This window comes from Niveibacterium sp. COAC-50 (genome assembly GCF_013184235.1).
Classification (GTDB): Bacteria; Pseudomonadota; Gammaproteobacteria; order Burkholderiales; family Rhodocyclaceae; genus Niveibacterium; species Niveibacterium microcysteis.
Window position 1 is genome coordinate 22,260 of record NZ_JABCJM010000001.1, and the last position, 21,635, is coordinate 43,894.

The 21,635-nt window shown below is 64.7% G+C and carries 23 protein-coding genes; 18 read left to right on the plus strand and 5 right to left on the minus strand.

Going from position 1 to position 21,635, the window contains the following annotated elements:
* Positions 1-34: 34 nt before the first annotated feature.
* From HH302_RS00105 to HH302_RS00170, 14 genes are all read left to right on the plus strand, one after another.
* A complete protein-coding gene (locus HH302_RS00105) occupies positions 35-1,042 on the plus strand; it encodes a sulfate ABC transporter substrate-binding protein (RefSeq protein WP_172196542.1) in 1,008 nt (335 codons plus the stop codon).
* 225 nt (positions 1,043-1,267) lie between these two features.
* On the plus strand, positions 1,268-1,795 hold the full coding sequence (locus HH302_RS00110) for a rhodanese-like domain-containing protein (protein ID WP_172196544.1): 528 nt from the start codon (positions 1,268-1,270) through the stop codon (positions 1,793-1,795).
* Between the two features lie 36 nt (positions 1,796-1,831).
* Entirely contained in the window at positions 1,832-2,806 is a 975-nt protein-coding gene (cysK, locus tag HH302_RS00115) for a cysteine synthase A (protein WP_172196546.1), read from the plus strand.
* Positions 2,807-2,864: 58 nt separating this feature from the next.
* The gene (gene epsC, locus HH302_RS00120; protein ID WP_172196548.1) at positions 2,865-3,827 is read left to right on the plus strand and encodes a serine O-acetyltransferase EpsC; all 963 of its coding nucleotides are present in this window, start codon (positions 2,865-2,867) and stop codon (positions 3,825-3,827) included.
* Positions 3,811-4,077 carry a helix-turn-helix transcriptional regulator gene (locus HH302_RS00125; protein WP_172196550.1) on the plus strand — a complete coding sequence of 89 codons (267 nt, stop codon included), beginning with the start codon at positions 3,811-3,813 and terminating at the stop codon, positions 4,075-4,077. The genes epsC and HH302_RS00125 overlap by 17 nt, the downstream gene beginning before the upstream one ends.
* A gap of 99 nt (positions 4,078-4,176) precedes the next feature.
* Positions 4,177-5,106: a family 2A encapsulin nanocompartment shell protein gene (locus tag HH302_RS00130; RefSeq protein WP_172196552.1), complete on the plus strand. Its 930-nt coding sequence runs from the start codon at positions 4,177-4,179 to the stop codon at positions 5,104-5,106.
* Positions 5,081-6,937: a family 2A encapsulin nanocompartment cargo protein cysteine desulfurase gene (locus HH302_RS00135; RefSeq protein WP_172196554.1), complete on the plus strand. Its 1,857-nt coding sequence runs from the start codon at positions 5,081-5,083 to the stop codon at positions 6,935-6,937. Before HH302_RS00130 ends, HH302_RS00135 begins: the two co-directional genes overlap by 26 nt.
* A gap of 298 nt (positions 6,938-7,235) precedes the next feature.
* On the plus strand, positions 7,236-7,832 hold the full coding sequence (gene ssuE, locus HH302_RS00140) for an NADPH-dependent FMN reductase (RefSeq protein ID WP_172196556.1): 597 nt from the start codon (positions 7,236-7,238) through the stop codon (positions 7,830-7,832).
* A gap of 77 nt (positions 7,833-7,909) precedes the next feature.
* On the plus strand, positions 7,910-8,875 hold the full coding sequence (locus HH302_RS00145; protein ID WP_172196558.1) for a sulfonate ABC transporter substrate-binding protein: 966 nt from the start codon (positions 7,910-7,912) through the stop codon (positions 8,873-8,875).
* Positions 8,876-8,907: 32 nt separating this feature from the next.
* Complete coding sequence (ssuD, locus tag HH302_RS00150) at positions 8,908-10,080, plus strand: FMNH2-dependent alkanesulfonate monooxygenase (RefSeq protein WP_172196560.1); 1,173 nt, start codon at positions 8,908-8,910, stop codon at positions 10,078-10,080.
* A gap of 7 nt (positions 10,081-10,087) precedes the next feature.
* Positions 10,088-10,870 (plus strand): aliphatic sulfonate ABC transporter permease SsuC, encoded by a 783-nt coding sequence (gene ssuC / locus HH302_RS00155; protein ID WP_172196562.1) that lies wholly within the window; start codon positions 10,088-10,090, stop codon positions 10,868-10,870.
* 13 nt (positions 10,871-10,883) lie between these two features.
* Positions 10,884-11,735, plus strand: a complete 852-nt coding sequence (locus HH302_RS00160) for an ATP-binding cassette domain-containing protein (protein WP_172196564.1) — start codon at positions 10,884-10,886, stop codon at positions 11,733-11,735.
* A gap of 22 nt (positions 11,736-11,757) precedes the next feature.
* Complete coding sequence (locus HH302_RS00165; RefSeq protein WP_172196566.1) at positions 11,758-11,973, plus strand: molybdopterin-binding protein; 216 nt, start codon at positions 11,758-11,760, stop codon at positions 11,971-11,973.
* Between the two features lie 42 nt (positions 11,974-12,015).
* Entirely contained in the window at positions 12,016-12,645 is a 630-nt protein-coding gene (locus HH302_RS00170; RefSeq protein ID WP_172196568.1) for an alpha/beta hydrolase, read from the plus strand.
* Positions 12,646-12,699: 54 nt separating this feature from the next.
* On the opposite strand, the gene HH302_RS00175 is transcribed toward HH302_RS00170, so the two are convergent.
* The 3 genes from HH302_RS00175 to HH302_RS00185 are packed head-to-tail and all read right to left on the minus strand — an operon-like array spanning position 12,700 to position 14,114.
* A complete protein-coding gene (locus tag HH302_RS00175) occupies positions 12,700-13,506 on the minus strand; it encodes a class II glutamine amidotransferase (protein WP_172196570.1) in 807 nt (268 codons plus the stop codon).
* Between the two features lie 6 nt (positions 13,507-13,512).
* Positions 13,513-13,815, minus strand: coding sequence for a hypothetical protein (locus HH302_RS00180; RefSeq protein ID WP_172196572.1), 303 nt, complete (start codon positions 13,813-13,815; stop codon positions 13,513-13,515).
* A 5-nt stretch (positions 13,816-13,820) separates the two neighbouring features.
* Positions 13,821-14,114, minus strand: coding sequence for a DUF2325 domain-containing protein (locus HH302_RS00185; RefSeq protein ID WP_172196574.1), 294 nt, complete (start codon positions 14,112-14,114; stop codon positions 13,821-13,823).
* 298 nt (positions 14,115-14,412) lie between these two features.
* Between HH302_RS00185 and cysT the strand changes: the two genes are divergently transcribed.
* Genes cysT through HH302_RS00205 form a run of 4 tightly spaced genes read left to right on the plus strand, consistent with a single transcriptional unit; the run spans position 14,413 to position 18,177 of the window.
* Entirely contained in the window at positions 14,413-15,243 is an 831-nt protein-coding gene (cysT, locus tag HH302_RS00190) for a sulfate ABC transporter permease subunit CysT (protein WP_172196576.1), read from the plus strand.
* Positions 15,243-16,133, plus strand: a complete 891-nt coding sequence (cysW, locus tag HH302_RS00195; RefSeq protein WP_172196578.1) for a sulfate ABC transporter permease subunit CysW — start codon at positions 15,243-15,245, stop codon at positions 16,131-16,133. Before cysT ends, cysW begins: the two co-directional genes overlap by 1 nt.
* A gap of 5 nt (positions 16,134-16,138) precedes the next feature.
* The gene (locus tag HH302_RS00200; protein WP_172196580.1) at positions 16,139-17,242 is read left to right on the plus strand and encodes a sulfate/molybdate ABC transporter ATP-binding protein; all 1,104 of its coding nucleotides are present in this window, start codon (positions 16,139-16,141) and stop codon (positions 17,240-17,242) included.
* Entirely contained in the window at positions 17,239-18,177 is a 939-nt protein-coding gene (locus tag HH302_RS00205) for a CysB family HTH-type transcriptional regulator (protein WP_172196582.1), read from the plus strand. The genes HH302_RS00200 and HH302_RS00205 overlap by 4 nt, the downstream gene beginning before the upstream one ends.
* 99 nt (positions 18,178-18,276) lie before the next feature.
* On the opposite strand, the gene HH302_RS00210 is transcribed toward HH302_RS00205, so the two are convergent.
* Positions 18,277-19,332: a porin gene (locus tag HH302_RS00210; protein ID WP_172196584.1), complete on the minus strand. Its 1,056-nt coding sequence runs from the start codon at positions 19,330-19,332 to the stop codon at positions 18,277-18,279.
* A 181-nt stretch (positions 19,333-19,513) separates the two neighbouring features.
* Entirely contained in the window at positions 19,514-21,427 is a 1,914-nt protein-coding gene (locus tag HH302_RS00215) for a radical SAM protein (RefSeq protein ID WP_172196586.1), read from the minus strand.
* Positions 21,428-21,635 lie beyond the last annotated feature (208 nt).

The window sequence follows — 21,635 nt, forward strand, 5'->3', positions numbered from 1 at the left end:
ATCGACTTCGCACGAACCCCAGAGAGGCTCCACGATGCAAATTTCCCGACCCCGCCAGACCCTGTTCGCACTGGCACTTGCCCTCGGCTTGGCCGGCGCGGCGAGCGCCGACACCACGCTGCTCAATGTCTCCTATGACCCGACGCGTGAGCTCTACACGGACTACAACGCGGCATTCGCGAAGTACTGGAAGGGCAAGACGGGCGAGACCGTCACGTTCAAACAATCCCACGGCGGTTCGGGCAAACAGGCGCGCGCCGTGATCGATGGCCTCGATGCCGACGTGGTGACGTTGGCGCTGGCCTACGACATCGACGAGATCGCCGCGCGCGCGAAGTCGCTGCCGCCGGATTGGCAGAAGCGTCTGCCGAGCAACGCCTCGCCCTACACGTCGACGATCGTGTTCCTGGTGCGCAAGGGCAACCCGAAGAAGATCACCGACTGGGCGGATCTGGCTCGCAGCGGTGTCGAGGTGATCACGCCCAACCCGAAGACCTCCGGCGGTGCGCGCTGGAACTACCTTGCCGCATGGGGCTATGCGCTCAAGCACACCGGCGGCACCGACGCCAGTGCGCGTGATTTCGTCAAACGCATCTACTCGAACGTCAAGGTGTTGGACTCCGGCGCGCGCGGCGCCACCACCACCTTCACCGAACGCGGCATCGGCGATGTGCTGATTGCGTGGGAGAACGAAGCCTACCTCGCCGTGAAGGAGCTCGGCCCCGACAAGTTCGACATCGTCACGCCGTCGATCTCGATCCTCGCCGAACCGCCGGTCTCGGTGGTCGACAAGGTGGTCGACAAGAAGGGGACACGCAAGGTGGCGGAGGCCTACCTGCAATACCTGTACTCGCCGGAAGGCCAGGACATTGCCGGCAAGCACTACTACCGCCCCCGCGACGCCAAGGCTGCGGCGAAATACGCCAAGCAGTTCGCGCCGGTGAAGCTCTTCACGATCGACGAGGTATTCGGCGGCTGGCAGAAGGCGCAGAAGACGCACTTTGCCGACGGAGGCGTGTTCGATCAGATCTACGGCAAGTAATCCTGATTGCCCCTGGCACAAGCGGCCCGGCATTTGCCGGGCCGTTTTCCGTTTACCGCGTCCGTCGCGGGCGAATCCCATATCGCGAATATGGGAATGAACGGAAACGGACTAAGCACTGGAATTTTTCTTGGTTCGCGTGTGAGCGCTGCGCGCCTACGCTTTCTCCATCGCGCGCTTGACGCGCTGAACGCCCCGCCTGGCGGGCGATTCGTGGAGGAAGACATGGCCCTCATCGCAACATCCCAAACCAGCCCGCTTGCCGCGAACGGTTTTCGCGCGACCGCAAGCGGTTCGGAACCGTCGGCCGCTGCCGAAGCGATTCTTGAGCGTGCGCGTGCCGCGGCGCGTGACGCTGGCCTGCCCTATGCGGGGCGGGTTACGCCGCAGGAGGCCTGGGCGCTATTCAGCGAAGGTGCCGCGCTGTTGGTCGACGTACGTACCGCAGAAGAACGCAAGTTCGTTGGTCATGTGCCCGAGACGCTGCATGTGGCGTGGATGACCGGCACCTCGCTTATCCGCAATCCGCGTTTTGTCCGTGAGCTTGAAAGCAAGACAGGCAAGAACGCCGTGGTGTTGTTGCTGTGCCGCAGCGGCAAGCGTTCGGCCGACGCCGCCGAGGCCGCTGCGAAGGCGGGCTTCGCCAACGTATTCAACGTCCTCGAAGGCTTTGAGGGCGATCTCGATGCCTCGCAGCAGCGCGGCCGCGTTGGCGGTTGGCGCCTGCACGGTCTGCCTTGGGTTCAGGACTGAACGATTCGCGGATTCCCGCCATTTCTGGAGCGCAACATGTCGAACTGGTTTGCTGATAACTCCCTGTCCATTGGACGTACGCCGCTGGTCAAACTCAACCGCATCCTCGACGGTGCGCCGGCCACGGTGCTGGCAAAGATCGAGGGCCGCAACCCGGCCTACTCCGTTAAGTGCCGCATCGGCGCAGCACTGATCTGGGATGCCGAGAAGCGTGGGCTGCTCGGGCCGGGCAAGGAGCTAGTCGAACCGACCAGCGGCAACACCGGGATCGCGCTGGCGTTTGTCGCCGCGGCGCGCGGTATTCCGCTCACGCTGACGATGCCTGAGACGATGAGCATCGAGCGTCGCAAGCTGCTGCTTGCCTATGGTGCGAAGCTGGTGCTGACCGAAGGCGCGAAGGGCATGAGTGGCGCGATCGCGAAGGCCGAGGAAATCGCTGCATCCGATCCGAAATACGTGCTGCTGCAACAGTTCAAGAACCCGGCCAATCCGGCGATTCACGAGGCCACGACGGGCCCGGAAATCTGGCAGGACACCGAGGGCGCGATCGACATTCTGGTCTCGGGTGTCGGCACTGGCGGCACGATCACCGGCGTAACGCGCTACATCAAGGGTACGCAGAAGAAGGCGATCCAGTCGGTTGCCGTGGAGCCTGCCGCCAGCCCGGTCCTGACGCAGACGCGCAATGGCGAGCCGCCCAAGCCCGCGCCGCACAAGATCCAGGGTATCGGCGCGGGCTTTGTGCCGCAGGTGCTGGATCTGTCGCTGGTGGATGCGATCGAGCAGGTGAGCAACGAAGAGGCGGTGGACTACGCGCGGCGCCTTGCCCGCGAGGAGGGGATCCTCTCCGGCATCTCTTGCGGCGCGGCGGCTGCCGTGGCGGCCCGGCTGGCGAAGAAGCCCGAGAACGAAGGTAAGACGATCGTGGTCGTGCTGCCGGATTCGGGGGAACGCTATCTGAGCTCCATCCTGTTCGACGGCGTCTTCGACGCGAGCGGGTTGCCGGTATGAGAGCCCGTCCTCGTCCGTCGAAGGGCGGCTGTCGCGCAACAGCGAAGAGGGCTGCACGATGAGCGACGAGGCCACCGTCTCCGCGCATCTGCTCAGCGCGCAGCCCAACTGGGACCTCGATCGCGTGGTCGCAGGGCTGCGTGAGGCTCGCGACACCTGGCGTACCGCGCAGCGGCGCGGGAGGGACTTCGGCGGACGGGAGCTTCCCTCGCGCAGCGCCCTCAACGAGATCGCCGCCGCGCTGTGCGGTGCGCTGTTTCCGATGCGCCTCGGGCCAGCCGATCTGCGCCAGGAGAGCGAGGACTTCTACGTCGGCCACACGCTGGACGCGGCCCTCAACAGCTTGCTCGCGCAGGTGCGGCTGGAGCTCAAGTACGCGGCGCGTGAAGCACCTTCCAGCCCGACCGAGCTGGAATTGCGTGCGGTTGAAATCGTGCGCAGTTTCGCCGGGCAGTTGCCCGCGGTGCGCCGCCTGCTCGACACCGACGTGACCGCAGCGTTCAACGGCGACCCGGCAGCTCGCAGCGTGGACGAAGTGCTGCTTTGCTACCCCGGCGTGCTGGCAGTGATTCATCACCGCCTGGCACACCAGCTTTATCGACTGGGTGTGCCGCTCATCGCCCGAATCGTGTCGGAAATCGCTCACTCGGAAACAGGGATCGATATCCATCCCGGCGCAACGATTGGCGAAAGCTTCTTTATCGACCACGGCACCGGTGTCGTGATCGGCGAAACGGCAGTGATTGGTAATCGCGTGCGTCTATATCAGGCGGTGACTTTGGGCGCCAAGCGCTTCGAGCAGGACGCGGACGGCAACTTGCTCAAAGGCGCCCCGCGTCATCCGGTGGTCGAAGACGACGTCGTGATCTACGCCGGCGCAACCATCCTTGGTCGCATCACGATTGGCAAGGGCTCGTCGATCGGCGGAAACATCTGGCTCACGCGCAGCGTGCCACCGGGTAGTCATGTAACGCAGGCCAACACGCGGCAGGAAGTGATCAACGATGGCGCGGGAATCTGACACAGCACTCGATGCAGCCCTTTTTGGCCGCGCCGTGCGGCTACTGCGTGGTGAGCGTGGTTGGTCGCAGGAGTTGCTCGCCGAGAAGGCTGACCTCAATCGCACCTACGTGGGTGAGGTGGAGCGCGGCGACGTGGTGCCCTCAATTCTCACTGCGGCAAAGCTTGCCGACGCCTTCGGTGTGCGGCTCTCGATCGTGATGGCGCGTTGTGAGTCCTTGGCTCGGCCCCGCGAGTACACACACTTTTGATGGCGATAGGCGGTTGAGACGGTCAAGGCCGTGTTGCAAGGTGAGTGATTGGAAATTTAGTGCAGTTCATTTCAAGATTTTGCATAAGGAGTCGCGTTCATGGCTGACCACCAAAGCATCCCGACCGCGCTGGGCGATAACGCCGCCCGCCAGTTGGCGAATGCCACGAAGACCGTCCCGCAACTGTCGGTAATTTCGCCGCGTTGGCTGGTCCATCTGCTGCAGTGGCTACCGGTCGAAGCCGGTATCTACCGGCTGAACAAGGTCAAGAATCCGGCCAATGTGCAAGTCGCCTGTTCGCAGCGCGATGAATCGGAACTGCCGCAGACCTTCGTCGACTACGAGGAACAGCCGCGCGAGTACTTCCTCAACGCGGTCACGACGATCCTCGATGTGCATACCCGCGTGTCGGATCTCTACAGCAGCCCGCATGACCAGATCAAAGAGCAGCTTCGCCTGACGATCGAGACGATCAAGGAACGTCAGGAATCCGAGCTGATTAACAACCCCGACTACGGTCTGCTCGCCAACGTCGCCGAAGAGCAGCGCGTGTTCACGCTGACCGGCGCGCCGACGCCGGACGACCTGGACGAACTGATTACCAAAGTCTGGAAAGAGCCCGCCTTCTTCCTGACCCACCCGCTGGCGATTGCCGCCTTTGGCCGCGAGTGCACCCGCCGTGGCGTGCCGCCGCCCACCGTCAGCCTGTTCGGGTCGCAGTTCTTGACCTGGCGTGGCATCCCGCTCATCCCATCGGACAAGGTGCCGGTTGTTGATGGCAAGACCAAGATCCTGCTGATCCGCGTCGGCGAAAAGCGCCAGGGCGTTGTTGGCCTGTTCCAGCCGGGCCTTGCCGGCGAACAGAGCCCGGGCCTGTCTGTGCGCTTCATGGGCATCAACCGCAATGCGATCGCGTCCTACCTGATTTCGCTGTATTGCTCGCTTGCGGTGTTGACGGACGACGCGCTGGCAGTGCTCGAAGACGTGGAGATCGGCAAGTACCATGACTATCCCGACACCTACAAGTGAGGGGCTCGCGGGCCTTGCGCCCGCGGCGCCGCCGGGCTTGCCGGATGTCGGAACGCTTGCGCGCCTCGCGGGTGAGTTCTTTGCTGCACTGCCTGGTACGACGCCGCCGAATTTCGACGGCTTCGGCGGCAGTACGCTGACTCAAGCGCAGGCGCCGGAGCCCCGGCTCGATCTGGCGGGTCGCGCACCGACGTTCGCGCCCTCGGCAGCCGCGTCGACCGGTATTCCGGAGTCGCTGCCCGAGGCGTCACCAGCCGCCGGCCGTGCCGGCGGTGCGTCGCTCGGCGTGCCGGAGGCCTACGCCGCGGCGCTGCCGTCGGTCACGCCGCCTCAGGTTGCAAGCGCCACGCCGCCCACCTCGCCGTACTACTTCCTCGGTGACGCTCAGGCGCTGGCTGCCCAGCCGCAGGTCGAGGTGCCGCGAGAAGACCGAGTCACCGCCCAGTCCTTCGGCTTGCCCGGTGAATCCGAACTGCGTGCGCTGCTCGCAGGGACTGATTCGCCGCGTGCGGTTTCGCCCGAAGCTGCACGCAGCGCGCCCGGCTACTACTTCGTCGATCATGTGGCATTGCCGCAGGAGCCGCCGCAGGTGCAGCCGAGCGGGCATCCGCCGTTCGACGTCAATGCCGTCCGCCGCGACTTCCCGATCCTGCAAGAGCGTGTCAACGGCAAGCAGCTGATCTGGTTCGACAACGCAGCGACCACACACAAGCCGCAGGCGGTGATCGACCGGCTGGCGTACTTCTACGCGCACGAAAACTCCAACATCCACCGTGCTGCGCATGAGCTGGCCGCGCGGGCGACGGATGCCTACGAGGGCGCGCGAAAGAAGGTCGCCAAATTCATCGGCGCCAGTTCGGTGGAAGAGGTGATCTTCGTGCGCGGCGCGACCGAGGCGATCAACCTCGTCGCGAAGACCTGGGGTGTGCAGAACGTCGGTGCCGGTGACGAGATCGTCGTGTCGAACCTGGAGCACCACGCCAACATCGTGCCCTGGCAACAGCTCGCGGCGCATGTGGGCGCGAAGATCCGCGTGATTCCAGTGGACGATTCAGGCCAGATCCTGCTCGAGGAATACCGCAAGCTGCTCAACGACCGCACCAAGATCGTGGCGATCACGCAGGTCTCCAACGCGCTGGGTACGATCACGCCGGTGCGGGAGATCGTCGCGCTGGCACACAGCGTTGGCGCCAAGGCACTGGTCGATGGTGCGCAGTCGGTGTCGCACATGCGTGTCGATGTGCAGGCGCTGGATGCGGACTTCTTCGTGTTCTCCGGGCACAAGGTGTTCGCGCCGACTGGCATCGGCGTGGTCTACGGCAAGCGCGATATCCTCGAGAAGATGCAGCCCTGGCAGGGCGGCGGCAACATGATTGCCGACGTCACCTTCGAGCGCACGATCTACCAGCCACCGCCCAACCGATTCGAAGCCGGTACCGGAAACATTGCGGACGCAGTGGGTCTTGGGGCTGCGATCGATTACGTCGAGCGTATCGGCCTGGAGAACATCGCGCGCTACGAGCACGATCTGCTGGCGTATGCGACGCATGCACTCAAGCCGGTGCCGGGCGTGCGGCTGATCGGCACCTCCGCGGACAAGGCCAGCGTGCTGTCCTTCGTGCTGGCGGGCTATCGCACCGAAGAGGTGGGTGAGGCGTTGAACCGTGAGGGCATCGCGGTGCGCTCCGGCCACCATTGCGCCCAGCCGATCCTGCGCCGCTTCGGACTTGAAGCAACAGTCCGGCCGTCGCTGGCGTTCTACAACACCTGTGCTGAGGTCGATGCGCTGGTGTCGGTCGTGCGTCGGCTGTCGAGCAACCGCGCACACTGAGTCGCGACAGAAGTAAGGCCCCGTTCGCCCGCAAGGCGACGGGGCTTTTTTCATTCTCGAGGTCGATGTGGATGCCGCGGTTAGCACCCGGTCCGTCTGTCACAAGCCGAAGGCGATGAATCTCGCTGTGTCGCGACCGGCGGCCGATGAATACGCAATGCAGAAGAAGGGTGAAATGCTTCGCTGAATTCCTTGGTTCGCGATGCGCGCCGCATTGCCTAGATTGCGGACTCCGCAGCGGTGTTTTCCGTTTGCGAGGTCCGCTTCGTCGGGCGTGATTCACCAAGGAGAAAGCAACGTGAGCATCTTGACCATCGCAGGCAGTCCATCGGCTGAGTCGCGTTCAGCGAAGCTGCTGGCCCATGTCGGCAACGCCATCGAGGCCGCCGATCTGGACGTCGCGACGCTGTCGCTGCGTAGCCTGCCGGCCGAAGCGCTGCTGCTGGCCGATCGCAGCCACCCCGCGATCGCTGCTGCGCTCGACGCGGTGGCCGACGCAAGTGCGATCGTGCTGGCGACGCCGATCTACAAGGCAGCCTACAGCGGCCTGCTGAAAACCTTTCTCGATCTGCTGCCGCAGCGCGGTTTCGAGGGCAAGTTCGTATGGCCGATTGCATCCGGCGGCAGCCTCGCGCATGCGCTGGCGATCGACTATGCGCTGCGCCCGGTGTTGGCGAGCCTCTCGGCCGCGCAGATCGGCCGGGCTGTGTTTGCGCTGGACAGCGAAATCGGCAGCGATTCCGGCGGCGGGCTGCAGCTCGCACCGGCGCTTGCGGCGCGGCTGGACGACGGCGTCAACGCACTGGCGCAGCACCTTGGTGCGTCACCCCGCCTTGCCAAGCTGAACGCGTCGAACGGGTTCATGCGTTTCTCGCCGGCGCGTTGCAACGCCTGAGCGCCCCCTTCGAATTCGAACGAGTCGCGCCGGTGCAGGCGCGCACACATCCTCACCCAGTAATACGGAGAATCCGAATGTCCGTCTTCAATCAGTATCGTCGCCAATTCGCCACGGCCAGCCTGGCGCTGGCCGCCGCACTCGTCGCGCCCGCCGCGCTTGCGGAATACAACCCGAAACTGCTGCGCATCGGCTTCCAGAAGTCCGCCAGCGTGTTGTCCTTGCTGAAGGCGCAGGGCACCGTCGAGAAGCAGCTCGCGGGCAAGGGGCTGGAGATCAAGTGGGTCGAGTTTCCCGCCGGGCCGCAGTTGCTCGAAGGCTTGAACGTCGGTTCGATCGACTTTGGCTACGTCGGTGAGGCGCCACCGATCTTTGCGCAGGCCGCGGGTGCGAACTTTGTCTACGTTGGCTACGAACTGCCTGCGCCGGCAGCCGAAGCGGTGCTTGTGCCCAAGGCCTCCCCGATACGCAGCGTTACCGATCTGAAAGGCAAGAAGATCGGGCTCAACAAGGGCTCGAACGTGCACTACCTGCTGGTCAAGCTGCTCGAAAAGCACGGCCTGAAGTACAGCGACGTCCAGCCCGTCTTCCTGCCGCCGGCTGACGCGCGTGCCGCCTTCGAGCGTGGTGCGATCGATGCCTGGGTGATCTGGGAGCCGTTCCAGTCCGCAGCCGAGAAGCAGGTCGATGCCCGCATCCTCGCTGACGGGCAGGGGGTGGTCTACAACCACGCCTTCTTCCTCGCCGAACGCGAATTCGCGGAAAAGCGTGCCGACGTGATCCGCATCCTCTTCGATGAAGCGCACAAGCTGGGTCAGCAGATCAAGAAGGACACGCGCGCCGCAGCGGCGCAGCTGACGACGCTGCAGGGGCTGGATCCGGCCGTGATCGAACAGGCGCTGAACCGCTACAACCTCAGCGTGAGGCCGATTGACGACGCAGTGCTGGCCGAGCAGCAGAAGCTCGCCGACACCTTCTACGACCTGAAGCTGATTCCGAAGGCGATCCAGGTCAAGGACGCCACGCTGCCAGCGCGTCGCTGAGCGCGAAGTCATCGCAGACAGGAATGAACGCCATGAAGATCTTCTGGTTTCTGCCCACGCACGGCGATAGTCGCTATCTGGGTACCAGCGAGGGCGCCCGCAGCGTCGATCTGGACTACCTGCAGCAGATCGCGCAGGCTGCCGACCGGCTAGGCTACTACGGCGTGCTGACGCCGACGGGCCGTTCGTGCGAAGACCCGTGGGTGGTCACATCGAGCTTGATCGCAGCGACGAAGCAACTGCGTTTTCTCGTTGCGCTGCGACCGGGGCTGACGCAGCCCGCCCTTGCGGCGCGCATGGCTGCGACCTTTGACCGCCTCTCCGGCGGGCGCCTGCTGGTGAATCTGGTGACCGGCGGCGACCCCAACGAGCTTGCGGGTGATGGCTTGTTCGAGTCGCATGCCGAGCGCTACGCGGCGTCGGCCGAATTCATCCGCATCTGGCGCGAGATCATCGCTCGCAGTCACGATGGTGAAAGCTATGACTTCGAGGGCAAGCATCTGCGAGTCCAGGGCGCGAAGCTGCTCTATCCGCCGGTGCAGAAGCCCCATCCGCCGGTGTGGTTTGGCGGTTCGTCGGAGCCGGCTCATGAGCTCGCCGCCGAGCAGGTTGAAACCTACCTGACCTGGGGGGAACCGCCCGAGGAGGTTGCGAAGAAGTTTGCCGATGTGCGTGCACGCGCCGCCAAGCGCGGCCGCACGGTGAAATTTGGTGTGCGCCTGCATGTGATCGTTCGCGAGACTGAAGAAGAGGCCTGGGCCGATGCCGAGCGTCTGATCAGCCGGCTGGACGACGACACCGTTGCGACCGCGCAGGCCGCGCTGGCGCGGATGGATTCGGTTGGCCAGCGGCGCATGGCTGAGCTGCACGGCGCTGGCCGGGGCCGCACCCGCGCAGACCTGGAAATCAGCCCCAACCTGTGGGCCGGTGTCGGGCTTGTGCGGGGTGGCGCAGGCACGGCGATCGTCGGCAACCCCCAGCAGGTTGCCGCGAAGCTCAAGGAATACCAGGATGTCGGCGCGGAGGCCTTCATTCTCTCTGGCTACCCGCATCTGGAAGAGGCCTATCGCTTCGCGGAGCTGGTCTTCCCGCTGCTGCCGCTTGAGCATGGCGCACCGAATCAAACGCTGCCCGGCGGCAGTCTGACCGGGCCGTTCGGCGAGGTGGTGGCCAACCACTTCGTGCCGAAGGCATCGCAAAGCTGAGGGCGCGATGAGTACGCTGAAAGTGAGCCGCCGTACGCAGGCTTTGTTGCCATGGCTGCCGCCAGTGCTGTTGCTGGTGGCGTGGCAAGTTGCGGCGCAGACCGGGCTGATCTCCAGCCGCGTGCTGCCGGCACCGCTCGATATCTTGCGTGCAACGATCCGGTTAGCTTCGTCGGGCGAGCTGCTGAGTCATGTGCTCGTCAGCACCCGCCGGGCCTTGCTCGGCTTCGCCATCGGCGGCGGGCTGGGCCTGGCGCTCGGGCTCGCGACCGGCAGCTTCCGCAAACTCGAAACCCTGCTGGACACCAGCCTGCAGATGCTGCGCAACATCCCGCCGCTCGCGCTGATCCCGCTGGTGATCCTGTGGTTCGGCATCGACGAAGCGGCCAAGCTGTTCCTCGTGGCGGTGGGCGTGTTCTTCCCGGTGTACCTCAATACCTTTCACGGCATCCGCTCGGTCGACCCGGCGCTGATCGAGATGGCCAAGAGTTATGGGCTATCCGGGTGGCAGCTGTACCGGCATGTGATCCTGCCCGGCGCAGTCGCGTCGATCCTGGTCGGTGTGCGCTTTTCGCTCGGCTTGATGTGGGTGCTGTTGATCGTGGCCGAGACGATTTCGGCGAACGCGGGTATCGGCTACATGACGATGAACGCGCGCGAGTTCCTGCAGACCGATGTGGTGCTGGTCGGCATCCTGCTCTACGCGCTGCTCGGCAAGCTGGCGGATGTGCTGGCACGTGCGCTTGAGCGCAGCTGGTTGCGCTGGCACCCCGGCTATCAACCCGTTTGAGCGGAGCACGCATATGCAGATTGATTCTCAGGAAACCCGTGCTGTGGCCCTGCGGGCGAGGGGCGCGAGCGGCGGCATTCCGCTGCAGATCGAGCAGGTCGTCAAACGTTTTGGCGAACGTGAGGTGCTGCACCGCTTGAGCTTGAACGTCGCCCCGGGCGAGTTCGTCGCGATCGTCGGGCGCAGCGGATGTGGCAAGAGCACCTTGCTGCGGCTGGTCGCAGGCCTCGACGACAAGACCGCCGGCGAGATCCGCTTCGGTGGCGAGCAGCGCGACGCACGCGGCGATACCCGCATCATGTTCCAGGACTCGCGCCTGCTGCCGTGGAAGCGCGTCATCGACAACGTCGCACTCGGCCTGCCGGACACTGAGCTGGGCAAGGCGCGTGAGGTACTCGCGCAAGTCGGGCTCGCCGAGCGCGCCGACGAATGGCCAGCGAGGCTCTCGGGCGGGCAGCGGCAGCGGGTTGCGCTGGCGCGAGCCCTGGTCCATAGCCCGCGGCTACTGCTGCTCGACGAACCGCTTGGTGCGCTCGACGCGCTGACGCGCATTGAAATGCACGCACTGATCGAAGGCCTTTGGCGTGAGCGTGGCTTCACTGCGCTGCTGGTTACGCACGATGTGGCCGAAGCAATCGCTCTGGCCGATCGCGTTGTGCTGATCGACGAGGGCCACATCACGCTCGACCTGTCTGTCGATCTCGCGCGCCCGCGCGAGCGGGGCAGCCCGCGTTTTGCGGCACTCGAGGACTATCTGCTGCGCAAGGTGTTGCAGCAACCGCCAGCGGAACCCGTGGCGGAGCCGGAGCAGGTTGGCGACGTGTCGCTGCAACGCACGGTCAATCAGGTCCGCTGGGCCATCTAAACCGATTCAACAGGAGAGCAAAATGACCATTCAAGCGATCAACGTACGTAACCAGTTCCGTGGCAAGGTGAAGGAGATCGTGCGCGGCGATGTTGTCAGCGAAGTGGATGTCGAGACCCCGTCGGGTATCGTCACCTCGGTGATAACGACACGCTCGGTCGACGAGTTGGGGCTGAAGATCGGTTCCGAAGTTGTCGCGCTGGTGAAGTCCACCGAAGTGTCGATTGCGACGCTGTAGGTCAGCGCACCGTGGCGGGGGCCGCGACGCAAGGAGGTATCCATGTCTACCGTACTCGTGGTGCCCGGCCTGCATGGCAGCGGGCCGGCGCATTGGCAGAGCTGGTTCGAACGCCAGGTCGAAGGCAGCATCCGGGTCGAGCAGTCGAACTGGGATGAACCCAACCTGGCGCGCTGGGCGGGAAGTCTGAGGCAGGAACTGGACCGTGCGCGTGGCCATGTCTGGATCGTCGCGCACAGCTTTGGTTGCCTCGCCACCGCGCATGTGGCGCAGGCCTATCGTGAAAGGATTGCGGGCGTCATGCTGGTGGCGCCGGCCGATCCGGACAAGTTCGGTTTGAGTGAGGCGCTACCCGATGAACCGCTGGGTTTCCCCAGTGTTGTTGTTGCGAGTACCAACGACCCGTGGGTGCGCGTCATGCGCGCCGCCTGGCTGGCCGATCGCTGGGGTAGCCGCTTCGTGAATATCGGTGCGGCCGGGCATATCAACGTCGACTCGGGGCACGGGCCATGGCCCGACGGATTGGACATCTTCAATCTGCTGCGCCGCTCGCACGGTGATTTCCCTCTTGGTCCCCTCGATGGCGGCGACGCGCCGACATCGTCACGTCGGAAACGCGGCGAGAGTCGCCGCACGCAGTTCGATTGGGCGAAGTACCTTGGGACTGCGTGACCTTTGCGCGGAGCGACGCTGCCAGGGGTGGCGCGCGATGCCGCTCGCTGACGTTCAGGCGTAGATCAGCGGGCGTGGCGTGGCCGCGGCCTGGGTGGTTTGCTCGGCACCCCGGACGAAGATCTTTGTTTCACCTGGCGCGAATGCGTGCCAGGTCTCCCCGCGCGTCAGCGGCTGCGTTGCGATCACGCTGATGCGGTCGTCCAGATGGTTGTGCCGTGCCAGGTCGATCTGTTGGTCACAGTCGATCAGTTCCACCTGCGCAAAGGGGTAGCGGCGCTCGACATGGAATAGCTGCGTCGCGCAGCGGGCATAGAGCCGGTTGCCGTCGCTCAGCAGGAAGTTGAAGCTGCCATGCTGCGCGAGCCGGTCCGCCGCGGCGCTTATCGCAGCATCCAGCACATCGTCGGATGGCCGACGCAGACCAAAGCGATCGACCAATTGGTTCAACAGCAGGCAGAACGCGCGCTCGCTATCGGTCTCGCCTATCGGCTGGAAGAGTCCGTGGGCCCATGGCAGCGCAGAGCCGAGATCGCCGTTGTGCGCAAACAGCCAGCTACGCCCCCACAGCTCACGGCGGAAGGGGTGACAGTTGCGCTCGGCAATACCGCCACGTGTTGCCTTGCGTACATGCACGATGAAGTTGCGCGAACGGATCTGCTGCTCGCGGATGCGAAGTGCGAGTCCTGAATGTGCTGCCGCGCGGGCTTCGCGCAGCATGCGGGCATGCTCGCCCTGGTAGTAGCCGATGCCCCAGCCGTCGGCGTGCTGATCGGTTTCGCCGCCGCGCAGCAGGAAGCCTTGAAGCGCGAAGGCCGCGGAGACGGGTTTGCGCGCACTTACTCCGAGTAACTGGCACATGCTGCGTCAGCCCTTCCGCGGTTCGATCACGCTGTAACCATGCCGTTCAAGCAGCGCGATCGCCTGGGCGATGCGCTGAGCGCGCCGCCGCTCGCGCTGCGAGTGGCCGTCGTCGTGTTGCCAGTGGCCCACGGCCTGGCCGGCTTCGAGCAACCACTGCCGGATGCCGGCGATGCTCTTTGGCCCCAGGCCTTGTGTATGGCGGATCACGTGGTAGTCGAGCTGGGCCACCTCCAGCGGCGTGAAGCTGTGCTTGCCCAGGGCCGCACGGATGGCGTTGATCTGCCGGGTCGTGAGTGCGGCACTCATGGGTCTCAGGCAGCTTGCGCCAGCTGCATTCGACGCAGCTCGGCGTCGAGCTGGGTGCGTGAGCGCTGACAGAACACGATCGGCACGCCCTGCGCCTGGGCGCCCGCGCGGATGCGGCTGGCCATCATGTGGTTGATCTGGTCGACGACCACCACCACCAGACGGGTGCTGGGCGGCAGGCGGTGGTGCAGCTCGCCCGGCTTGCGCCCGCTCCAGTGGCGCACATCGGGGTAACCCGCAGCGGCCAGGCTGCGGGCCAACGGGGCGACCCGGTCGCCGCCGACGATGAGTGCAGTCATCTTGCTTCTCCGGCGATTGAGGTGACATCAATCTACGGCGCCCGCCTTGGCTGCCCAACCAAGGAATTCTGAAGTGCTTATGCGCGATGGCCGTGTTGCCGCGGGCATGGCCATCCGCTCGAATCTGCCAGAGCGCTTACGCGCGAATCCGCATATGGAATTGAGTTTTTATTGTTTAGCCTTCTAAGGCTGCACCCATAGACTCGGTGCTCCCCGATACGGAGCATCCGTTCATGAAGATCCGATACGAGCGCGCAGCAAGCGCGCCATCTGCAGCCGAACAGCCACGGAGCCGGCCATGAGTGCCGCCCGCCGCGTGCTGCCCGGCTTTGGCCTGTCGCTGGGCTACACCTTGTTCTACCTGTCGGTGATCGTGCTGATCCCGCTCTTTGCGGTGTTTGCCAAATCGGCCACGCTCACGCTCACCCAGTTCTGGGAGGTAACCACCGCGCCCCGCGTGCTCGCTTCGTATCGGCTGACCTTCGGCGCCTCGCTGCTGGCGGCCACGATCAACACCGTTTTCGGTTTCCTGCTCGCCTGGGCGCTGGTGCGCTATCGCTTTCCGGGCAAGCGCATCGTCGATGCGCTGGTCGATCTGCCCTTCGCGCTGCCGACCGCGGTGGCGGGTATCGCGCTCGCGACGATCTACTCGCCCAAGGGTTGGGTCGGTGCGCTGCTGGCGCCCTACGACATCAAGATCGCCTACACCCCCTTGGGCGTGCTGCTGGCACTCACCTTCATCGGCTTGCCCTTCGTCGTGCGCACTGTGCAACCGGTGCTGGAAGACCTCGAGACCGAAATCGAAGAGGCGGCCACTTCGCTGGGGGCGCAGCGCTGGCAGGTGTTCCGCAAGGTGCTGCTGCCCTTGCTGCTGCCGGCACTCCTGACCGGCTTCGCGCTGGCCTTTGCGCGCGCGGTGGGTGAATACGGCTCGGTGATCTTCATCGCCGGCAACATTCCGCTGGTCTCCGAGATCACGCCGTTGATGATCATCACCAAGCTTGAGCAGTACGACTACGCCGGGGCCACTGCGATCGCCGCGGTGATGCTGGTGGTGTCGTTCGCGCTGCTGTTCCTGATCAACAACCTGCAGGCCTGGAGCGCGCGCCGCATCGGGAGGGTGGGCTGATGAGCACCGTCACACTCAATCTGCACGCTGCACCGCGGCACTATGAGGACAACCCGGCAACGCGCGAGTCCGCCTGGGTGAAGTGGACGATCATCGCCGTCTCGCTGCTGTTCTTCTCGCTCTTCCTGCTGCTGCCCTTGGCCACCGTGTTCGTCGAGGGGCTCAAGAAAGGCTGGGATTCTTATCTGGCCGCACTGGTGGAGCCCGATGCGCTATCGGCCGTAACGCTCACTTTGCTCGCGGCCGCGATTGCGGTGCCCCTGAACCTGGTGTTCGGCGTCGCCGCCGCATGGGCGATCGCGCGCTTCGAGTTCCGCGGCAAGCAGTTCCTGATCACGCTGATCGACCTGCCGTTCTCGGTGTCGCCGGTGATCGCAGGCCTGATCTACGTGCTGATCTTCAGCACCCATGGCTGGTTCGGCACCTGGTTTGCCGATCACAACATCAAGATCATCTTCGCGGTGCCGGGCATCGTGCTCGCGACCATCTTCGTTACCTTCCCGTTCGTCGCGCGCGAACTGATTCCGCTGATGCAGGCGCAGGGCAGGGAAGAGGAGGAGGCCGCGATCGTGCTTGGCGCATCGGGCTGGCAGACCTTCTGGCATGTCACGCTGCCCAACATCAAGTGGGGCCTGATCTACGGCGTGGTGCTGTGCAACGCCCGCGCGATGGGCGAGTTCGGCGCGGTGTCGGTGGTGTCGGGCCATATCCGCGGCTACACCAACACGCTGCCGCTGCATATCGAGATCCTCTACAACGAGTACCAGCTCTCCGCGGCCTTCGCGGTGGCATCGCTGCTCGCGATGCTGGCGCTGGTCACCCTCGTCATCAAATCCTGGGTTGAATGGCAAGCCGCACGGGCGGCGAGCGACGACCTGCGTCCGGAGTAAGTGCAATGAGCATCAAGGTTGAAGGCATCCAGAAACGCTTCGGCGACTTCGTTGCGCTCGACGATGTGTCGCTCGAATTCCCGACTGGCGAACTGGTCGCGCTGCTGGGCCCGTCCGGTTGCGGCAAGACCACGCTGCTGCGCGTGATCGCGGGGCTGGAATCGGCCGACGCGGGCCGCGTGCTGCTCGAAGGCGAAGACGCTTCCGACACCCATGTGCGCGAGCGCAATGTCGGCTTCGTGTTCCAGCACTACGCGCTGTTCCGCCACATGACGGTGTTCGACAACGTGGCCTTCGGGCTGCGCGTGAAGCCGCGCAAGGAGCGCCCGAGCGAAGCGGTGATCGCGAAGAAGGTGAAGCAGTTGCTTGAACTCGTCCAGCTCGACTGGCTCGCCGATCGCTTTCCGTCGCAGCTCTCTGGCGGCCAGCGCCAGCGCATCGCGCTGGCCCGTGCGCTGGCGGTCGAGCCGCGCGTGCTGCTGCTCGACGAACCCTTCGGCGCGCTCGACGCCAAGGTGCGCAAGGAGCTGCGCCGCTGGCTACGCCGCCTGCACGACGAGATCCACGTCACCAGCATCTTCGTGACGCACGATCAGGAAGAGGCGCTGGAAGTGGCCGACCGTGTGGTGCTGATGAATCACGGCAAGGTCGAGCAGGTTGGCACGCCGGACGAGGTCTACGACGCGCCGAAGACGCCGTTCGTGTATGGCTTCCTCGGTGCGGTAAATCTCTTTCATGGCCGCGTCGACGGCAGTCATGTCTCGTTGGGCGGCCATGCGCATCCGCACGGCAGCAGCGAGCTGCCGCATGGCGAGGAGGTCGTTGCCTTCGCGCGTCCGCATGAACTCGATATTCTTGTAGGGGAAGGGCACACGCAAGGCATCGGTGCCACCGTCACACGCATCCTCGGCTTTGGCGCCAACGCGCGGATCGAATTGCAGGGCGAAGCGCAGCCCGGTGTGCCGGAGCAGGTCGAGGTGGAACTCTCGCGCACACGGGTGCGCGAACTGGGCCTGATCGAAGGATCCCGCGTGCGTGTCGTACCCTCTCAGCTGGCTGTCTTCTCGCGCCCCGCAGCGGGCGCACTTGCTACCGGAACTGCATCATGAACTTTCAGCAACTTCGCATCATCCGCGAGGCGGTGCGCCAGAACTTCAACCTGACCGAGGTGGCCAGTGCGTTGTTCACCTCGCAGTCCGGCGTCAGCAAACACATCAAGGATCTGGAAGACGAACTCGGCGTCGAGCTCTTCATCCGCCGCGGCAAGCGCCTGCTGGGGCTGACCGAGCCGGGCAAGGAGCTGGTCGAGATCGTTGAACGGATGCTGCTCGATGCGCGCAACATCAAGCGCCTGGCGCAGCAGTTCAGCCAGCGCGACGAAGGCAAGCTGGTGATCGCGACCACGCACACCCAGGCGCGCTATGTGTTGCCGCCGGTGGTGACGCGCTTCAAGCAGGCCTTTCCGAAAGTGCATCTGGAACTGCACCAGGGCAGCCCGGCGGAAATCGTGGCGCTGCTGCAAGCTGGCGATGCCGACATCGGCATCGCGACCGAGGCGCTCGACGGCGCCCCGGACATCGTGACCTTCGACTATCACCGCTGGCATCACGCGGTGATCGTGCAGGAAGGGCATCCGCTGGCGGATGTGCATCCGCTCACGCTCGAGGCGGTGGCCGAGTACCCGATCATCACCTACCACGAGGGCTACACCGGCCGCGCGCGCATCGACCAGACCTTCGCCGCGCAGGGGCTCGCGCCCGACATCGTGATGTCGGCGCTCGATTCGGACGTGATCAAGACCTACGTTGAACTGGGGCTCGGCATCGGCATCGTGGCGTCAGTTGCGTTCAACCCGGAGCGCGATCGCGGGCTGTTGCAGCTCGATTCCTTCGATCTCTTCGAGGAGAACGTCACCCGCATCGCGGTGCGCCAGGGCCACTACCTGCGCGGTTACGCCTACCAGTTCATCGAGGCCTGCTCGCCGCGCCTCACCGAAGCGCATGTGCGCCCGGCGATCAACCCCGCGCGCGATGCGGATGATTGAACCGGCCGTTTGAAGTGAGCGAGCCGGACATCGATTCCGGCATAAAAAGAGGGCGCCTCGCGGCGCCCTTTTCAATGGGGATTTCGGGACCAGTGTCTGTCAGAACTTGTGGCGGATGCCGACGTTGAAGCCGCTGCGATAGTCGTTGCCGGCGTTCGACGAGTCGGCAACGCTGTAGCCCTTGCCCTTCAGCGAGTCGTTGGCATCGATGCGCGAATAGCCGAAGTAGGTGTCGGTGCGCTTCGAGAACGCGTAGCTGCCGCCGATGCCGTACTGCACTGCCTTCTCGTCGAGATCGTTCTTGTCCTTCGAGTAGGCGTAGGAGGCGAGCAGGGACCAGTTGCCAAGCGGTAGCGTCGCACCGACCAGGAAGCGGTTGTACTTCTTCGCTTCACCCTTGACCGGCGTGGTTTCGAACTTCGGCAGCGCGTAGGCGCCGGTGAGTTTCACGACGTTGAAGTCGAGCACCGCGCCGATGTCCAGCACGGAGTCGGCGTTCGATTGGCCCTTTTCCTTGGTCTCGGAATAGTTCGCGAGGATCTTCACCGTCTTGCCGAACTGCAGTTTCGGCCCAATCGCATAGAAGCGCTTGTCCTTCGCGTTGGCCACCGCTTCGTCACCGCTGCGGTTGAAGGCGTATTCCGCATCCACCGAGAACACGTCGCCGAAGAAGGGCGTCGTCACATAGGCCGCGTTGTCGGCGCGCGAGATGATGTGGGTGAAGATGTTGCTCGCCTTCGACACCGTGCCGTGGTTGAACGGATCGATCTCGCTGTAGATCAGGTATTGCGGCGTGTATTGGCGGCCGAAGCGCGCCTCGGCGGCGCCGACGTCGAGGCCGACCCATGCCTGGCGGCCCCAGGTCAGGCCGGACTGAGCAGCCGTGCCGGTGTCGACGTTGATGCCGGCTTCGATGACGAACTTGCCCTTGAGGCCGGGCGTGATTTCCTCGACGCCGCGGAAGCCAAGGCGCGAGCCGTTCGCGATACCGCCATCGAAACCCTGGCGGCTGCCTTTGGTGGCGTCGTAGTTATCGGAACGGTAGGCATAACCGGCATCGATCAGGCCGTAGAGCGTGACGCTGGAATCGACGGCCAGTGCGGGCGCGGCGGACAGCGCTGCGGCAAGCGCCGCAATCGTTGGGTGGAGCTTCAAGGCGGAACCTCTCTCAGGATGTCGTTGGGCCGCCCCGCAACCAGCGCGAGGCGGCGCGACCGATGGTGGTCACGGCCTCAACATTAGAGAGTCGCTGGCCAGACGCGAACGAAGTGATTCTGCTAAGAATTTTCTTACAAAGAGAATATGGTTCTTCCGCGCAACGCGCGCAGGGCGGGCATCACTGTCGTGAGCGTAGGGCTTGCTCGACGAAGTGACGTGGCACGCGGGTGCGCGGTACGCGCGTCTGGAACCAGCTGCGCACATCCTCTTCCAGCCCGATGCCGTGCATGTAGTTGTACAGCGCCTTGTTCAAGGCGACGCCCAGCGTGTCGTGATCGACACCGGTCGGGTCGACGAAGCCGATGTCGTTCTTCGCAAAGCTCACTGGCGGCAGCGGCTGTAGCGTGACGCCGTACTCCTCCGGGTTCTTGCCGACCGGCGAATGCACGGTGCACGAAAAGCGGTGGAAGAAGCCGGACTGGATGCAGCCGGCCTCGAACAGCTGGCGCACGTATTCGAGCGCGTCCACCGTGTCCTGTACGGTCTGCGTCGGGAAGCCGTACATCAGATAGGCGTGTACCAGGATGCCGGCGTCGGTGAAGGCGTGGGTCACGCGCGCCACCTGATCCACCGACACGCCCTTCTTCATCAGATTCAGCAGCCGGTCCGAGGCCACTTCGAGCCCGCCGGATACCGCGATGCAGCCGCTCTGCGCGAGCAGTCGGCACAGCTCGGGCGTGAAGGATTTTTCGAAGCGGATGTTGCCCCACCACGAGATCGCGCGATTGCGGCTCACCAGCTCCTGCGCGAGCGCCTTCAGGGATTTCGGCGGCGCTGCTTCGTCGACGAAGTGGAAGCCGCTCTGGCCTGTTTCGGCCACGATCGCATCGATGCGATCCACCAGCGTGGCAGCCGATGCGCCGTCGTAACGCGAGATGTAGTCGAGACTCACGTCGCAGAAGCTGCACTTCTTCCAGTAGCAGCCATGCGCCACGGTGAGCTTGTTCCAGCGCCCGTCCGACCACAAGCGGTGCATCGGGTTGAGCATGTCCAGCACCGAGAGGTAGCGGTCCAGCGGGAGGCCGTCCCAGGTTGGCGTGCCGACCTCGGCGAACGCGATGTCCGGCTCGACGAAGTTCACGTAGCGCACGGCGCCGGTGTCCGCGTCGCGAAGGAAGGTACGCACCAGCCGCTGTTGCGAACGTTTGCCGTCGAGATGCTCGATCAGCGCAAGCAGCGGGCGTTCGCCGGCATCCAGCGTGACGTAGTCGAAATAGTCGAAGACCCGCGGCTCGGAGAGTTCGCGCAGTTCGGTGTTCGCGAAGCCACCACCCAGCACGGTGACGATGCTGGCGTCGATCGACTTGATCGTCTGGGCGATGCGGAACGCACCGTACACCGAACCGGGGAAGGGCACCGACAGCAAGACGATGCGTGGCGTGTGTTTCGCGATGGCCTCGCGCGTGAGCGCCGCGAGTCGCGTGTCGACCAGTGTCGGCGGGGCGGCCAGCGCGCGCGCCAGCGGCTCGAAGGTCGGCTGGCTTTGCGCCAGCGATTCAGCGTAGCGCACGAATTCGAAACGCGGGTCGACCGCGTCGCGCAGCACGTCGGCGAGGTCGTTCAGGTACAGCGTGGCGAGATGGCGTGCGCGGTCCTGCATGCCCAGCGCGCCGAAGGCCCACGCGAGCGGGTCGCCACCATCCGGGTCGATATACACGTCCAGCGATTCGAAGCGTGCCCCCTCGGGCAGGAAGTCGCGGCCGCCGATGCGATGCGCGAGGGTAGTGTCGCGCCCCTGCAGGAAGGCCACCACCGGCGCAATCGTTGCGGCATAGCGCGGGTACTGGGCAAGGAAGCTCGCGACCTGGCGCGTGTGCTTGCGCGCAGGCAGCGCTTCGATGGCCTCGCGGATCGCGGCCAGCCCCTCTGGCGAGAAGAGCTTGAGCACCAGCGCCAGCGCGAGATCCTCCTGCACCGCATCCACCCCGCGCGAACGCAGGAAGCCGGTGAGGTAGGCGGTGGAGGGGTAGGGCGTATTCAGTTGCGTCATCGGCGGGATGACGGACAACACGCGCAAGGACGATTCAGGCATGGTCGCGGGTCGGCTGTGATGCTGGGGGTGGGCCGGCGTCCGGCGAGTCCCCGATTTTGCGGGGGCGGATGGCGGCGCTCAAGCCGCTCAATGGTCGAATTTTAGCTTGCCGCCCAAGGCCTGTCGTGGGCGGGGCGGTACATGGGCATTTTTCCCGCTCAGCAATCTCAGCAAAGCGCGAATTTGCCAAGAAGGTTATAGTCGCCAA

Coding starts and splice junctions, on each gene's coding strand:
- ssuD (WP_172196560.1), top strand. CDS start 8,908: ATGAAGATCTTCTGGTTTCTGCCCACGCACGGCGATAGTCGCTATCTG.
- HH302_RS00110 (WP_172196544.1), top strand. CDS start 1,268: ATGGCCCTCATCGCAACATCCCAAACCAGCCCGCTTGCCGCGAACGGT.
- HH302_RS00200 (WP_172196580.1), top strand. CDS start 16,139: ATGAGCATCAAGGTTGAAGGCATCCAGAAACGCTTCGGCGACTTCGTT.
- HH302_RS00160 (WP_172196564.1), top strand. CDS start 10,884: ATGCAGATTGATTCTCAGGAAACCCGTGCTGTGGCCCTGCGGGCGAGG.
- HH302_RS00180 (WP_172196572.1), bottom strand. CDS start 13,815: ATGAGTGCCGCACTCACGACCCGGCAGATCAACGCCATCCGTGCGGCC.
- HH302_RS00175 (WP_172196570.1), bottom strand. CDS start 13,506: ATGTGCCAGTTACTCGGAGTAAGTGCGCGCAAACCCGTCTCCGCGGCC.
- HH302_RS00215 (WP_172196586.1), bottom strand. CDS start 21,427: ATGCCTGAATCGTCCTTGCGCGTGTTGTCCGTCATCCCGCCGATGACG.
- epsC (WP_172196548.1), top strand. CDS start 2,865: ATGAGCGACGAGGCCACCGTCTCCGCGCATCTGCTCAGCGCGCAGCCC.
- HH302_RS00105 (WP_172196542.1), top strand. CDS start 35: ATGCAAATTTCCCGACCCCGCCAGACCCTGTTCGCACTGGCACTTGCC.
- HH302_RS00170 (WP_172196568.1), top strand. CDS start 12,016: ATGTCTACCGTACTCGTGGTGCCCGGCCTGCATGGCAGCGGGCCGGCG.
- HH302_RS00205 (WP_172196582.1), top strand. CDS start 17,239: ATGAACTTTCAGCAACTTCGCATCATCCGCGAGGCGGTGCGCCAGAAC.
- cysW (WP_172196578.1), top strand. CDS start 15,243: ATGAGCACCGTCACACTCAATCTGCACGCTGCACCGCGGCACTATGAG.
- ssuC (WP_172196562.1), top strand. CDS start 10,088: ATGAGTACGCTGAAAGTGAGCCGCCGTACGCAGGCTTTGTTGCCATGG.
- cysK (WP_172196546.1), top strand. CDS start 1,832: ATGTCGAACTGGTTTGCTGATAACTCCCTGTCCATTGGACGTACGCCG.
- HH302_RS00135 (WP_172196554.1), top strand. CDS start 5,081: ATGACTATCCCGACACCTACAAGTGAGGGGCTCGCGGGCCTTGCGCCC.
- HH302_RS00165 (WP_172196566.1), top strand. CDS start 11,758: ATGACCATTCAAGCGATCAACGTACGTAACCAGTTCCGTGGCAAGGTG.
- HH302_RS00145 (WP_172196558.1), top strand. CDS start 7,910: ATGTCCGTCTTCAATCAGTATCGTCGCCAATTCGCCACGGCCAGCCTG.
- HH302_RS00125 (WP_172196550.1), top strand. CDS start 3,811: ATGGCGCGGGAATCTGACACAGCACTCGATGCAGCCCTTTTTGGCCGC.
- HH302_RS00185 (WP_172196574.1), bottom strand. CDS start 14,114: ATGACTGCACTCATCGTCGGCGGCGACCGGGTCGCCCCGTTGGCCCGC.
- cysT (WP_172196576.1), top strand. CDS start 14,413: ATGAGTGCCGCCCGCCGCGTGCTGCCCGGCTTTGGCCTGTCGCTGGGC.
- HH302_RS00130 (WP_172196552.1), top strand. CDS start 4,177: ATGGCTGACCACCAAAGCATCCCGACCGCGCTGGGCGATAACGCCGCC.